The 14,625-nt window shown below is 40.2% G+C and carries 15 protein-coding genes and 1 other annotated feature; all 15 genes read left to right on the top strand.

What is annotated here, in order from left to right; translation table 11 throughout:
• Window positions 1-25: 25 nt before the first annotated feature.
• Window positions 26-1,486, top strand: coding sequence for a glutamate--tRNA ligase (gene gltX / locus C9J34_RS06665; protein WP_107839076.1), 1,461 nt, complete (start codon window positions 26-28; stop codon window positions 1,484-1,486).
• Between the two features lie 437 nt (window positions 1,487-1,923).
• Window positions 1,924-3,324, top strand: a complete 1,401-nt coding sequence (cysS, locus tag C9J34_RS06660; protein WP_107839075.1) for a cysteine--tRNA ligase — start codon at window positions 1,924-1,926, stop codon at window positions 3,322-3,324.
• A 4-nt stretch (window positions 3,325-3,328) separates the two neighbouring features.
• Entirely contained in the window at window positions 3,329-3,745 is a 417-nt protein-coding gene (locus C9J34_RS06655; protein ID WP_107839074.1) for a Mini-ribonuclease 3, read from the top strand.
• Window positions 3,746-4,492 (top strand): 23S rRNA (guanosine(2251)-2'-O)-methyltransferase RlmB, encoded by a 747-nt coding sequence (rlmB, locus tag C9J34_RS06650; protein ID WP_107839073.1) that lies wholly within the window; start codon window positions 3,746-3,748, stop codon window positions 4,490-4,492. It abuts the gene before it with no gap.
• Between the two features lies 1 nt (window position 4,493).
• On the top strand, window positions 4,494-5,006 hold the full coding sequence (locus C9J34_RS06645) for an NYN domain-containing protein (RefSeq protein WP_107839072.1): 513 nt from the start codon (window positions 4,494-4,496) through the stop codon (window positions 5,004-5,006).
• 214 nt (window positions 5,007-5,220) lie between these two features.
• Entirely contained in the window at window positions 5,221-5,850 is a 630-nt protein-coding gene (sigH, locus tag C9J34_RS06640) for an RNA polymerase sporulation sigma factor SigH (RefSeq protein WP_107839071.1), read from the top strand.
• 75 nt (window positions 5,851-5,925) lie between these two features.
• Window positions 5,926-6,072: a 50S ribosomal protein L33 gene (gene rpmG, locus C9J34_RS06635; protein WP_107839113.1), complete on the top strand. Its 147-nt coding sequence runs from the start codon at window positions 5,926-5,928 to the stop codon at window positions 6,070-6,072.
• Between the two features lie 32 nt (window positions 6,073-6,104).
• A complete protein-coding gene (gene secE / locus C9J34_RS06630; protein WP_107839070.1) occupies window positions 6,105-6,290 on the top strand; it encodes a preprotein translocase subunit SecE in 186 nt (61 codons plus the stop codon).
• Between the two features lie 366 nt (window positions 6,291-6,656).
• Window positions 6,657-7,196 carry a transcription termination/antitermination protein NusG gene (gene nusG, locus C9J34_RS06625; RefSeq protein WP_107839069.1) on the top strand — a complete coding sequence of 180 codons (540 nt, stop codon included), beginning with the start codon at window positions 6,657-6,659 and terminating at the stop codon, window positions 7,194-7,196.
• 228 nt (window positions 7,197-7,424) lie between these two features.
• Window positions 7,425-7,850, top strand: a complete 426-nt coding sequence (rplK, locus tag C9J34_RS06620) for a 50S ribosomal protein L11 (RefSeq protein ID WP_042478596.1) — start codon at window positions 7,425-7,427, stop codon at window positions 7,848-7,850.
• Between the two features lie 117 nt (window positions 7,851-7,967).
• Window positions 7,968-8,666, top strand: a complete 699-nt coding sequence (gene rplA / locus C9J34_RS06615) for a 50S ribosomal protein L1 (protein ID WP_107839067.1) — start codon at window positions 7,968-7,970, stop codon at window positions 8,664-8,666.
• 52 nt (window positions 8,667-8,718) lie between these two features.
• Window positions 8,719-8,863, top strand: a sequence feature (ribosomal protein L10 leader region).
• 34 nt (window positions 8,864-8,897) lie between these two features.
• A complete protein-coding gene (rplJ, locus tag C9J34_RS06610) occupies window positions 8,898-9,398 on the top strand; it encodes a 50S ribosomal protein L10 (RefSeq protein WP_107839066.1) in 501 nt (166 codons plus the stop codon).
• A gap of 76 nt (window positions 9,399-9,474) precedes the next feature.
• The gene (rplL, locus tag C9J34_RS06605; RefSeq protein WP_107839065.1) at window positions 9,475-9,837 is read left to right on the top strand and encodes a 50S ribosomal protein L7/L12; all 363 of its coding nucleotides are present in this window, start codon (window positions 9,475-9,477) and stop codon (window positions 9,835-9,837) included.
• Window positions 9,838-10,088: 251 nt separating this feature from the next.
• Complete coding sequence (locus C9J34_RS06600; protein WP_107839064.1) at window positions 10,089-10,691, top strand: class I SAM-dependent methyltransferase; 603 nt, start codon at window positions 10,089-10,091, stop codon at window positions 10,689-10,691.
• 286 nt (window positions 10,692-10,977) lie between these two features.
• On the top strand, window positions 10,978-14,541 hold the full coding sequence (gene rpoB, locus C9J34_RS06595; RefSeq protein ID WP_193768917.1) for a DNA-directed RNA polymerase subunit beta: 3,564 nt from the start codon (window positions 10,978-10,980) through the stop codon (window positions 14,539-14,541).
• Window positions 14,542-14,625: the final 84 nt, after the last annotated feature.

Below are 14,625 nucleotides of genomic sequence, written 5' to 3'. Positions count from 1 at the left end.
TTAAAATTTAGGAGGCTTTTATATTATGACGAAACAAGTTCGCGTTCGTTATGCGCCATCACCAACAGGTTTTTTACATATCGGTGGAGCGCGTACAGCGTTATTTAATTATTTATATGCAAAGCATCATGACGGTAAATTTATCGTGCGTATTGAGGATACTGATATTGAGCGTAACGTTGAGGGTGGGGAAGCGTCTCAGCTTGATAATTTACGTTGGTTAGGGATTATCCCTGATGAGTCAATCGATATCGGTGGACCCTATGCCCCGTATCGCCAAATGGAGCGCCTTGATATTTACAAGGAGCATGCAGAGCGCTTACTTACAGAAGGGAAAGCGTATAAATGTTTCTGTACATCAGAAGAGCTTGAAGCATCGCGTGAAGCGCAAAAAGCAAACGGTGTTGCTGCACCGACTTATGATGGGAAATGCCGCAATTTAACGGCAGATGAAGTTGCAGCGAAGGAAGCAGCAGGGGAAGTGTACACAATCCGTATGCGCGTGCCAGCAGATACAACGTATAAATTTGCAGATTTAGTGCGCGGTGAGGTTGTTTTTGAATCAAAGGATGTGGGTGACTGGGTATTAGTCAAGGCAAATGGTATCCCAACTTATAACTATGCGGTTGTATTAGATGACCACTTCATGGAAATTTCACACGTATTCCGTGGGGAAGAGCATTTATCGAATACACCGAAGCAAATGATGATTTTTGATGCATTCGGCTGGGCGTATCCACAATATGGCCATATGACATTGATTGTCAATGAAGATCGTAAAAAGCTATCGAAGCGTGATGAAACGATTATTCAATTCGTAGCACAATATAAAGATTTAGGTTATTTACCAGAAGCAATGTTCAATTTCTTCGGATTGCTTGGCTGGTCGCCGGAAGGGGAAGAGGAAATCTTCTCAAAGGAGCAATTTATCGAGCTATTTGATGAAAAGCGTTTATCAAAATCGCCTTCAATGTTTGATAAAACGAAGCTTACTTGGATGAACAACCAATATATTAAAAAGCTATCGCGTGAAGAGGTAGTTGCATTAGCATTACCGCATTTACAAAAAGCGAATGTTTTACCTGCTGAGCTAAACGAAGAACAAGCTGCTTGGGCTTCTGAATTGATTGGCTTATACCATGATCAAATGAGCTTTGGTGCTGAAATTGTTGAGCTTTCTGAGTTGTTCTTCAAAGATGAAATCGATTATGATGCGGCAGCTACAGAGGTGTTAGCAGGGGAGCAAGTACCTGAAGTAATGACATCCTTCAAAACGCAGCTTGAAGCATTAGAAGCATTTGATGCAGAATCGATTAAAACAGCAATCAAAGCAGTACAAAAAGAAACAGGTCATAAAGGTAAAAATTTATTTATGCCGATTCGTGTGGTAACAACGGGACAGACACATGGCCCAGAGCTACCGAATGCAATTGCATTAATTGGTAAAGAAAAGGTACTTGCTCGTGTAGAAAAATATGCGAACTAAATGATTGCTTTTTTTGCACATTTTTGTACAATGAAGCTACTATAGATAAAAGCATTGAGAAGGAGAAGTACGTCGCGCATGCTCTATAAGAGAGGACTATCGTTGGCTGAAAGTAGTCTGAGCCTAGGCAACACGGAAATGCACCTTTGAGCGCTTCGCTGAAACTGGAGTAGGCAAGCCGAAGTCGTCCCTCGTTAAAAGGACTTGGAGCGGAAAGTGGATGTATTTTCATTCAACGAGTGTGCAAATTACTCGATGCATGAAAATAATGCCTCTGGCGGATGTCATGGATGTTGAAAAAATCTGGACACAATTACGTTGGGGCGAAATGAATTTATCATCCCTTTCAAGCAGAGTGGAACCACGCTAATTACGCGTCTCTGTCACAATTTTTGTGGCAGGGACGTTTTTTCATTATTAAAAAAGGAGAGGGAAAAATGAGCATTCAAATTTTTAACTCATTAACAAGACAAAAAGAAACGTTTGTGCCATTAGAAGAGGGTAAGGTCAAAATGTATGTGTGCGGACCGACTGTTTATAACTATATTCATATCGGAAATTCCCGCCCTGTTATCGTCTACGATACAGTGCGTCGCTATTTGCAATATGCAGGCTATGAAGTGAAGTTCGTTTCTAACTTTACGGATGTAGATGACAAAATTATTAAAGCAGCAAACGAATTAGGCGAGGAAGTATTTGAGCTAACGGAGCGTTTTATCGCTGCGTATTTTGACGATATTACAGCATTAGGCTGCGATAAAGCAGATGCACATCCACGCGTGACAGAGCATATGGATCATATTATCGAATTTATTCAAGTATTAATTGATAAAGGTTATGCATATGAATCAGCAGGAGATGTTTATTACCGCACGCGTAAATTTGATGGCTACGGTAAGCTATCACATCAATCGATTGATGATTTAAAAGTGGGTGCACGTATTGAGGCAGGAGAGAAAAAAGAAGACCCACTGGATTTCGCGTTGTGGAAAGCGGTGAAGCCAAATGAAATTTTTTGGGCTAGCCCTTGGGGGGATGGACGACCAGGCTGGCATATTGAATGCTCGGTGATGGCACGTGAACATTTAGGTGATACAATTGATATTCATGCAGGTGGTCAAGATTTAACATTCCCACATCATGAAAATGAAATTGCGCAATCAGAGGCGCATAATGATAAAACATTTGCGCGTTATTGGATGCATAATGGTTACATTAATATTGATAATGAAAAAATGTCGAAATCATTAGGGAACTTTGTATTAGTGCATGATATTCGTCAGCAAATCGACCCACAGGTGTTGCGCTTCTTTATGCTATCTGTGCATTATCGTCAGCCGATTAACTTTGCACAAGATTTAGTGGAGGCTGCTCGCACAGGTTTAGAGCGAATCCGCACAGCCTATAGCAATGTGGAACACCGCCTTGCAACGTCAGCTGATTTAGTAGATCATGCGGATGAATGGCTAACACAAATTGCGGCAATCCAGCAGCAGTTTGAGGAAGCGATGAATGATGACTTTAATACAGCCAATGCGATTACAGCATTATTTGAGTTAGCTCGTTTAGCGAATATTTATACAGCTGAAAGTAATACAGAGCAAAAGGTTTTACAAACATTCTTAACGACATTTGATGTACTTAGCGGTGTTCTAGGTGTGGTGTTAAAAGTGGAAGAAGAGTTGCTTGATGAAGAAATTGAAGCGTTAATTGAAGAGCGCATCGAGGCTCGTAAAAATCGTGACTTTGCACGCTCTGATGAAATTCGTGACCATTTATTAAGCTTGAATATCGTGCTGGAAGATACGCGCCAAGGGACACGCTGGAAACGAGGGTAATAATATGTCAGAGCTTCGAAAAGAAGATGTTAAACAATTGAATGCGTTGGCGCTTGCCTATATGGGTGATGCGGTGCTTGAGCAGAAGGTGCGTGAACACCTTCTGCTCATGGGGCGAGTAAAGCCAAATACATTGCATCGTGAAGCAACGAAATATGTTTCAGCAAAGGCGCAGTCGATGATAATCTATCGTTTAATAGAGGAAAGTTATTTAACAGAGGAAGAGATTGCGGTATTTAAGCGAGGTCGCAATGCAAAATCTGGCTCTATACCGAAAAATACAGATGTGCAAACATATCGCAATAGCTCAGGCTTTGAAGCGGTGCTCGGTAGCTTGTATTTATCGGGAGAGCTGACTCGCGTTTATGAAATCATTGATTACGCAATAACAATCGTAGAACAGTCGAAGGGAGTGTCGTAGATGGCGGAGCAAACGAATGAAATGATTGCAGGGAAGAATCCTGTATTAGAAGCGCTGCGTTCAGGTCGTGAAATCAATAAGTTGTGGATTGCAGAAGGCGTGAAAAAAACGGGCGTTCAAGAGCTAGTAGATTTAGCACGTGAGCGTGGCGTACTTGTACAATTTGTACCAAAGAAGAAGGTGGATCAGCTAACAGATGCGAACCATCAGGGAATCGTTGCATCTGTTGCAGCTTATGATTACGCAGATCTGGAAGATTTATTTGCAGCGGCAGTAGCGAAGCAGGAAGACCCATTCTTTTTAATTTTAGATGAGTTGGAAGATCCACATAATTTAGGATCCATTATGCGTACAGCGGATGCGGTTGGTGCACATGGTATTATTATTCCTAAGCGTCGTGCGGTAGGTTTAACGGCTGTTGTGGCGAAAGCTTCTACTGGAGCGATTGAGCATGTGCCTGTTGTGCGTGTGACGAATCTAGCACAAACGGTAGAGGAGCTTAAGGAGCGCGGTGTATGGATTGCTGGTACCGATGCAAAGGGCTCGGCTGATTATCGCAAAATGGATGCTACTTTACCACTGGCAATTATTATTGGCAGTGAAGGCAAAGGCATGAGCCGTCTACTCAAAGAGAAATGTGATTTTCTATACCATTTGCCGATGGTTGGTCATGTCACGTCGTTAAATGCATCTGTTGCAGCGGCTTTGCTAATGTACGAAGTTTACCGTAACCGTCAAACATTGTAATATGCAAAATATTTTGCTAGTAGATGGCTATAATATGATTGGTGCTTGGACGGAACTACGACCATTGCGCGATAAAAGCTTAGAAGATGCTCGTGACCGTTTAGTGGAATTACTTGCTGAATATAAAGCGACGATGGGGTGGCGAGTTATTATTGTATTCGATGCTTATCTTGTTCCAGGCACTGAACGATTGTATATGAAGCACGATGTTGAAGTGATTTTCACAAGAAAAAATGAAACGGCTGACGAGCGTATAGAGAAATTAACGAATGAGCTAAAGGCTAGGAAAGTACAAATTCATGTTGCAACTTCCGACATGACAGAGCAAAATGTAGTATTTGGACAAGGGGCACTGCGTAAATCTGCCCGTGAATTAGAAATTGAAATGCAAATTATTCAAAAAAAAATTTCGTCAAAAGTGAAAAAAACGCAAGTAGAGAAACCTGTTTCGCGCATTCATTTATCAAAAGATGTGGAGCTCGCCTTTGAAAAATGGCGACGAGGTTTGAAATAGCGTGATGGGGTGTTGGTAAAGGCAAAACCTTTATAAATACTATCTGTCGCAAATGAAGGGACTGTCTTAAAATGTCTTTTCAGACAGTTACCTTATAGGGATGATGAAATAAATACTTCATTTGCATTTTATTTTCTTTTCTCCCCAGTTCAATTATACTGTTGCTAACGATTCTTAAGTGACTGAGGTGAAGCGATTGCTTAAAAGTAGTAAGATGCCAACCGTACAGCAATTTGAAGAGCTTTCTGATGATGAGCTTGTAGAGCAAGTTCGTCTAGGTAATACAGATGCGCTAGATTTTTTAATAACAAAATATCGTTTATTTGTGAAAGCGAAGGCAAGGTCTTATTTTCTTGTTGGAGCTGACAAAGAAGATATTGTACAAGAAGGCATGATTGGCCTATACAAAGCGATACGTGATTATAATGGGGACAAGCTTGCTTCGTTCAGAGCGTTCGCTGAGCTATGTATTACAAGACAAATTATTACAGCCATTAAAACGGCTACAAGACAAAAGCATATACCGCTCAACTCCTATGTGTCACTAGATAAGCCAATCTATGACGAGGAATCGGAACGGACACTAATGGATATTATTACAAGTCCCTTATCGGATGATCCTATGTATGCGATGATTAATCAAGAAGAATTCAACTTTTTAGAGGCAAAGGTAAGCGAAGTATTGAGCGAGCTAGAGCAACAAGTACTTGCGTTGTACTTAGAGGGTAGATCTTATTATGAGATCTCTGAATTGTTGAATCGTCATGTCAAATCAATTGATAATGCATTGCAACGAGTGAAGCGGAAATTGGAGCGCCATTTAGAAGCTGAAGGTATTCGTTAACGGTAAGAAGCTTGTTGACAGCATCATTGTTAGGTGTTAGTCTTGAAAAGACAAAATGCCGAAAAGGTGATACAAATGGCAAAGAAAGTCATTATAAGCTGTGAAAAATGTGGCTCAAGAAACTATACGATGCCTGCTAAAGAGGGCGCAACAAAGCGACTAGAGCTCAAGAAATTTTGCGCGCATTGCAATGAACATACGGTGCATAAACAAACGATATAGAGGATATCATTGATTTTGGAGGTTAAGCTGGAATGAGTAAAGTAACAACTTTTCTGCAAGAAGTAGGCACAGAAATGCGAAAAACAAGCTGGCCAAAAAGTAAAGAGCTAACGAAGTATACAGTTGTTGTTATTGTAACAGTTATACTGATGGCTTTATATTTTTCGGTAATTGATTTAGGTATTTCTGAGTTATTCCGCTGGTTCTTAAGTTTGTAAAATAATATTGATATTGATGAAATAGCCCGTCCGTAGTCATAACGGGTTTTTTCATTTGGCGAAAAAATCAATTACGCTTTGACGTAATTATCTACAGATTTTTTCTAGCGAGTGGAAGTTAACCTAAAATCGATACAACACATCGCTTCGAAATTTGTGACATTGGACCATGCCATTGTTGGTTGCTTAGTCGTTAAGCGCACATGGGGGTTCTTAGAATGAGTTTTTCTTTCTCGGTGGGCGTTTTGGACATGCGTTGAATTAAATGCTAATTTAGCGTGTATCTCGCCGTCTCCCTATAGATGGAGGATACTTCGGCTGAATTAAAATAAAAAAGGAGGGGACGGACGAAAAGTCCTTGTAGCTATGGAAAAGAATTGGTATGTAGTTCACACATATTCAGGTTATGAAAATCGCGTAAAAGCAAATTTGGAAAAGCGCGTTGAAACGATGGGGATGCAAGATAAAATTTTCCGTGTTATCGTTCCAGAGCAAGAAGAAGTGGATGTAAAAGAAGATGGTAAGAAGCGTACGGTTATGCGAAAAGTTTTCCCTGGCTATGTGTTGGTGGAAATTATTATGACGGATGATTCTTGGTATGTAGTTCGTAATACACCTGGAGTAACAGGCTTTATTGGTTCTTCGGGCGGCGGCGCAAAACCAACACCGTTATTGCCAGAAGAGGCGGAGCGTCTACTTGCTCAAATGGGCATGAAGGAGACGACTCTTGGTGATATTGCTCTAGAGATAGGCGAATTGGTAGAAGTATTAGAAGGACCGTTTGCTCACTTCCAAGGAAAAGTGGAAGAAGTAGATGTAGAGAAATCGAAAGTGAAAGTTAGCGTTGATATGTTTGGACGCGAGACAATAATGGAGTTAAGCTTCGAGCAAATTCGCAAAATCTAATCAAAATCGCGTAAGAATACGCTAAAAAGTAATGAATTTGAATTTGATTATTATTTGTACTTGCGTATATGCTATAAAAGTGATATCATTTCATAGGTCAGACTGTAAACCATTTTCGGCTGGCAATTGATAGATTTTTAATGTTATCGGCAAATTAGCTGACAGACAGATATTTGAGTGGGAGGGGTAACCCAATTACCACATCACGGACTTAAGGAGGTGTGTCTCGTGGCTAAAAAAGTTATTAAAGTTGTAAAACTTCAAATCCCTGCTGGTAAAGCTAACCCAGCTCCGCCAGTTGGTCCTGCATTAGGTCAAGCAGGTGTGAATATCATGGGATTCTGTAAGGAGTTCAATGCTCGTACTGCTGATCAAGCAGGTTTAATCATTCCTGTTGAGATTTCAGTATTCGAAGATCGTTCATTTACTTTCATTACGAAAACTCCACCAGCAGCAGTTCTACTTAAAGTAGCAGCTGGTATCCAATCTGGATCTGGTGAACCAAACCGTAAAAAAGTAGCAACGGTTAAACGTGATAAAGTTCGCGAAATCGCTGAACAAAAAATGCCAGACCTTAACGCTGCATCAGTTGAAGCGGCTATGTTAATGGTTGAAGGTACTGCACGTAGCATGGGTATTGTGATCGAAGACTAATTCCCATTTACTTGATGATGCATTTGTTTTTGGAAGGTTGCGGCACTCGAGTAGTGCGCAACCTTTATTCGTGGGAGGTAAAATTCCGCTATAACCACAATCAAGGAGGAAATTATAATGGCTAAAAAAGGTAAAAAACTGCAAGATGCAGCTAAATTAATTGACCGTACACAATTATATTCTGTAGAAGAAGCAATTGAGCTAGCGAAAAAAGCTAGCACTGTAAACTTCGATGCAACAGTAGAAGTAGCATTCCGTCTAGGAATTGATACTCGTAAAAACGATCAACAAATCCGTGGTGCAGTAGTACTTCCACACGGTACTGGTAAAACTCAACGCGTATTAGTTTTCGCTAAAGGTGAAAAACTTAAAGAAGCAGAAGCTGCTGGTGCAGATTATGTAGGCGATGCTGAGTACATCCAAAAAATCCAACAAGGCTGGTTCGACTTCGATGTAATCGTAGCTACTCCAGACATGATGGGTGAAGTTGGTAAACTAGGTCGTGTGTTAGGTCCAAAAGGCTTAATGCCAAACCCAAAAACAGGTACAGTTACTTTTGATGTAACAAAAGCTATTGAAGAAATCAAAGCTGGTAAAGTAGAATACCGCGCAGCGAAAGATGGTATCATCCACGCTCCTATCGGTAAATCTTCTTTCGAAACAGGTAAGTTAGTAGAAAACTTCTTAACTGTATTTGATGTAGTTCAAAAAGCAAAACCTGCTGCCGCTAAAGGTACTTACATGAAATCTGTAAACGTAACTACTACAATGGGCCCAGCTGTTAAAGTTGATGCTTCTAATGTAGTGATTAAATAATCAATTTAAAGTATTGACAACAGCTTGACTATTTGTTATTATGGTTTCTGTTGTGAATCATCCATTTGTACCGTAGACAGTAGGTGTGCATCAGGCACTTAATCATCCTGCCGAGGACAACGGAATTCGGAATCTTTTTAAGATGATGACTTTCTGCCTCTATGTCTATTTAGATATAGAGGCTTTCTTTTGTCGGTATAAATGACTCATTCTTATAGGAGGTGTCATCCAATGAGCAAAGCTGTTGAAGTTAAAAAAGTTCAAGTACAAGAAATCGCTGAAAAGTTCCAAGCTGCTGCATCTGTAGTAGTTGTTGACTACCGCGGTCTTACTGTTGGCCAAGTAACAGAGCTTCGTAAACAACTTCGTGAAGCTGGCGTAGAATTCAAAGTATACAAAAATACTTTAACTCGTCGTGCTGCTGAAATTGCAAACGTTGAAGGTATTAATGAACATTTAACAGGTCCAAACGCTATCGCATTCTCAAATGAAGATGTTGTAGCTCCAGCTAAAATTATTAACGAGTTCGCTAAAAAGAACGAAGCGTTAGAAATTAAAGCAGGTATTATCGAAGGCACTATTGCATCACTTGAAGATGTTAAAGCACTTGCAGAACTTCCATCACGCGAAGGTCTACTTTCTATGCTTTTATCTGTACTTCAAGCACCAGTGCGCAACTTCGCACTTGCAACGAAAGCAGTTGCAGAACAAAAAGAAGAACAAGGGGCTTAATTGCTACCGAGCTTCACAAACTATCGGCTTAATCGCCTAAAACTTAAAATATAACCTAATGTAGGAGGAAATTAAAATGAACAAAGAGCAAATTTTAGAAGCTATCAAAGCTATGACAGTTCTTGAATTAAACGATTTAGTAAAAGCAATCGAAGAAGAATTCGGTGTAACAGCGGCTGCTCCTGTAGCTGTAGTTGCTGGTGGTGCTGCAGGCGCTGCTGAAGAAAAAACTGAATTTGATGTAGTATTAGCTAGCGCTGGTGCTGAAAAAATTAAAGTAATCAAAGTGGTTCGTGAAATCACTGGTTTAGGCTTAAAAGAAGCTAAAGAGGTTGTTGACAACGCTCCTAAAGCTCTTAAAGAAGGCATTTCTAAAGAAGAAGCTGAAGAAATCAAAGGCAAACTTGAAGAAGTTGGCGCTTCTGTAGAAGTTAAATAATTTCTTCTTAAACAAATAAAAAAACAAGCTCGTCGTATGACGAGCTTGTTTTTTTACCTAATTCTTTTTATCTTAGTGCAGTATTGAACTAAGATAAAAGCTTTGGTGGATTTTAAAGAGAAATCTGCATGATGCAGGTTAGTTAACCGTTGGTGCGTGCAGTATCTTGGTTAACTTCTGCAAAGAGTGAGCTCGAAGAAATCCAAACGAGAAGTTAGCCGAGGCGTAATTGATTAAGGAGGCGTTACTAAGTGTCAGAGCACTATTATTCTAATAAGCCGCAAGTTGAAAGTAAGCCGCGTAAATGGAAGTTTACATTGCTTGGCTCGGAGTTTGTATTTGAAACAGATGCGGGTGTTTTTAGTAAAAGTGAAGTAGATTTTGGCTCCCGTGTATTGATTGATACATTCAAAATACCTGCAATTCAAGGGGTAGTTATGGATATAGGGTGTGGCTATGGGCCGATTGGTTTGGCGTTAGCGAAGGCACACCAAGATCGCTTTATTTATATGATGGATATTAATTCCCGTGCTGTAGCATTAGCACAAAAAAATGCGGAAATGAACGGGATTCAAAATGTGCAAGTTATCGAGAGTGATGGACTAGCGAATGTAACGCCTCAAACAAAAGTTGCGGCTATTTTAACAAACCCTCCTATTCGTGCTGGGAAGGAAACGATTTTTAAATTTTATGATGAAGCATATAGTATGCTGGCAATGGATGGGGAGTTATGGGTTGTTATCCAAAAGAAGCAAGGCGCTCCGTCGACAGTTAGTCATTTAGAAGAGAAGTTTACTGAAGTGGAAGTTGTTGAGAAGAAAAAAGGCTATTGGATTGTGCGCGCAAAAAAATAGAGTACAATCATACTTAGCAAATAAATTGTATTTTTGTCAAGTCAATCTACGCTAAAATATTGACTTGACAAATTGACTGTGATAATATAATAAAATGCAAAATTATTATTTTGAGGAAGTATGCCCTTTTATTTGAGTTGAATTTCTCAGTAGGGCATGTTTTGCAAGAATTCAGTTTATTTTAACCGAAAATGAGCTTTTTATAAAGACTCGTTTTCTTTTTGTCTTTCGAAATCATACATCATTTATGTGGTTTTGGAAAGACCTATTATCGCTTTATTGAGGGGTGAATGAGTTGACAGGTCAACTAGTTCAGTACGGACGACACCGCCAGCGTAGAAGTTTTGCGCGTATTAAAGAGGTGCTTGAGCTTCCGAATTTAATCGAGATTCAAACAGCATCTTATGAGTGGTTCTTTGCAGAAGGATTGCGTGAAATGTTCCACGACATTTCGCCAATCGAAGATTTTACAGGTAATCTTGCACTTGAATTCGTCGATTATGCTTTAGGGGAACCAAAGTATGAAGTGGATGAGTGTAAAGAACGTGACGTAACGTATGCTGCACCATTGCGTGTAAAAGTACGTTTGCACAACAAGGAAACAGATGAAGTAAAAGAGCAAGATGTCTTTATGGGGGATTTCCCTTTAATGACGGAAACAGGCACATTTATTATTAATGGTGCCGAGCGTGTTATCGTTTCACAGTTAGTCCGTTCTCCAAGTGTTTACTTCCATGATAAAACGGACAAAAATGGTAAAAAGGGCTTTGGTGCAACAGTTATTCCAAACCGTGGTGCGTGGCTTGAGTATGAAACAGACGCAAAAGATGTTGTCTATGTTCGTATCGACCGTACACGTAAATTACCGGTTACAGTTTTACTGCGTGCATTAGGCTTCGGTTCAGATCAAGAAATTATCGATATTATCGGTGATAATGAATATTTACGCAATACGCTTGAAAAAGATAATACAGAAAGCACGGAAAAAGCGCTTCTTGAAATTTATGAGCGTTTACGTCCAGGTGAGCCACCTACAGTAGAAAGTGCAAAAAGCTTACTATACTCTCGCTTCTTCGATGCAAAACGTTATGATTTAGCGAATGTAGGTCGCTATAAAATGAATAAAAAGCTGCATATTAAAAACCGTTTATTCAACCAAACGATTGCAGAAACATTGGCTGACCCAGAAACAGGTGAAATTTTAGTTGAGAAAGGTACTGTTCTTGATCGACGTACGTTAGATAAGATAATTCCTTATTTAGAAAATGGTATCGGCTTCCGTAAGCTATCACAAATGGGTGGTGTCTTAGAGGACGATATTACAATTCAAACAATTAAAATTTATGCACCGAACGATGAAGCGCAAAAAGAAATCAATGTGATTTCCAATGCGTATGTTGAAGAAGAAGTGAAAAATATTGTTCCAGCTGATATTTTAGCTTCTGTTTCTTATTTCTTTAATTTACTTTACGGTGTTGGAAATACAGACGATATCGACCATTTAGGAAACCGTCGTATTCGTTCTGTTGGTGAGCTATTGCAAAACCAATTCCGCATTGGTTTATCTCGTATGGAGCGTGTAGTGCGTGAGCGTATGTCAATCAATGACACAGCGTCAATCGTACCACAGCAATTAATCAATATTCGCCCTGTAATTGCGTCTATTAAAGAATTCTTTGGTAGCTCTCAATTATCGCAATTCATGGACCAAACAAACCCGCTTGCAGAATTAACGAACAAACGTCGTTTATCAGCATTAGGGCCGGGTGGTTTAACACGTGAGCGCGCTGGTATGGAAGTGCGTGACGTTCACTATTCTCACTATGGTCGTATGTGTCCAATTGAAACGCCAGAGGGTCCGAACATCGGTTTAATTAACTCGCTTTCGTCATTTGCGAAAATTAATAAATTCGGCTTTATTGAAACACCATATCGTCGCGTAGATCCTGATACAGGTCAAGTAACTGAGCAAATCGATTACTTAACAGCTGATGAAGAGGATAACTATGTAGTAGCACAGGCTAACTCGATTTTAAATGAAGACGGTACATTTACGATGGAAGAAGTTGTAGGACGCTTCCGAGGTGATAATACTGTATTCAAAAGAGAGAAAATTGACTACATGGATGTATCTCCGAGACAGGTAGTATCTGTAGCGACAGCATGTATTCCATTCTTAGAAAACGATGACTCAAACCGTGCGTTAATGGGTGCGAACATGCAACGTCAAGCTGTTCCATTGTTAAATCCTGAATCACCTTTCGTAGGTACAGGTATGGAGCATGTTGATGCGCGTGACTCAGGAGCTGCTGTTGTAGCTAAATACGAAGGTATTGTTGAACATGTTGAAGCACGTTCAATTCGTGTACGTCGTATTGAAATGGTTGATGGTAAAGAAGTTAAAGGCGATTTAACGAAATATAAAGTTCAAAAATTTGTTCGTTCTAACCAAGGTACATCATATAACCAGCGTCCAATCGTTAAAGTTGGTGACCGCGTGCAGCCAAAAGATATTTTAGCTGATGGTCCATCGATGGAACGAGGCGAGTTAGCGCTTGGGCGCAACGTATTAGTAGCCTTCATGACATGGGACGGCTTCAACTATGAAGATGCTGTTATTATGAGTGAACGCCTTGTAAAAGACGATGTTTATACATCTGTTCATATTGAAGAGTATGAATCAGAGTCTCGTGATACAAAACTTGGACCTGAAGAAATTACACGTGATATTCCAAACGTCGGGGAAGATGCACTACGCAATTTAGATGAGCGTGGTATTATCCGCATCGGTGCGGAAGTGCGCGATGGTGATATTCTTGTAGGTAAAGTAACACCTAAAGGGGTTACTGAATTAACTGCAGAAGAGCGCTTATTACATGCAATCTTTGGTGAAAAAGCACGTGAAGTTCGTGATACGTCTCTACGTGTACCACACGGAGCTGGCGGTATCATACTTGATGTGAAAGTGTTCAATCGCGAAGATGGTGACGAGTTGCCACCAGGTGTTAACCAGTTAGTTCGTGCTTATATTGTTCAAAAACGTAAAATCCGCGTTGGGGACAAAATGGCCGGACGTCACGGTAACAAAGGGGTAATTTCACGTATCTTACCAGAAGAAGATATGCCGTTTATGCCAGACGGTACACCTGTTGACATCATGTTAAACCCACTTGGCGTACCTTCACGTATGAATATCGGACAAGTGCTAGAGCTACACTTAGGTATGGCTTCGCGTTACTTAGGTATTCATATGGCGACACCAGTATTTGATGGTGCCAATGAAGAAGACGTTTGGGAAACGATGGAAGAAGCAGGGATGGACCGCGACGGTAAAACAATTTTATATGATGGACGTTCAGGTGAGCCGTTCGATAACCGTGTATCAGTAGGTATTATGTACATGATTAAACTTGCCCACATGGTTGACGATAAGCTACATGCTCGTTCAACGGGACCATATTCACTTGTAACGCAACAACCGCTTGGTGGTAAAGCACAATTCGGTGGTCAGCGCTTTGGTGAGATGGAGGTTTGGGCACTTGAAGCATATGGTGCTGCTTACACATTACAAGAGATTTTAACTGTAAAATCGGATGATGTTGTAGGTCGTGTGAAAACATACGAAGCAATCGTTAAAGGTGAAAGTGTACCAGAGCCAGGTGTTCCTGAGTCATTCAAAGTATTAATTAAAGAGCTTCAATCTTTAGGTATGGATGTAAAAATGTTAACAATCAACGATGAAGAAGTCGAACTGCGTGATCTTGATGAAGAAGAAGATCTTCAGCCAGCGGATGCATTAAACATTATACCAACTGATGAAGAAGCCGATGCAGTAGAAACTGCTGAGTAATCTATCTTGATTCAATAAGTGGTGTAACTCTCGCTGAATCAAACTAGAGCCTCAGGAAGATAGTGCAGATTTTTAATCGGGCAG

The sequence above is a fragment of the Metasolibacillus meyeri genome (genome assembly GCF_003049505.1).
GTDB lineage: Bacteria > Bacillota > Bacilli > Bacillales_A > Planococcaceae > Metasolibacillus > Metasolibacillus meyeri.
This window is presented reverse-complemented; position numbering and strand designations above follow the sequence as displayed.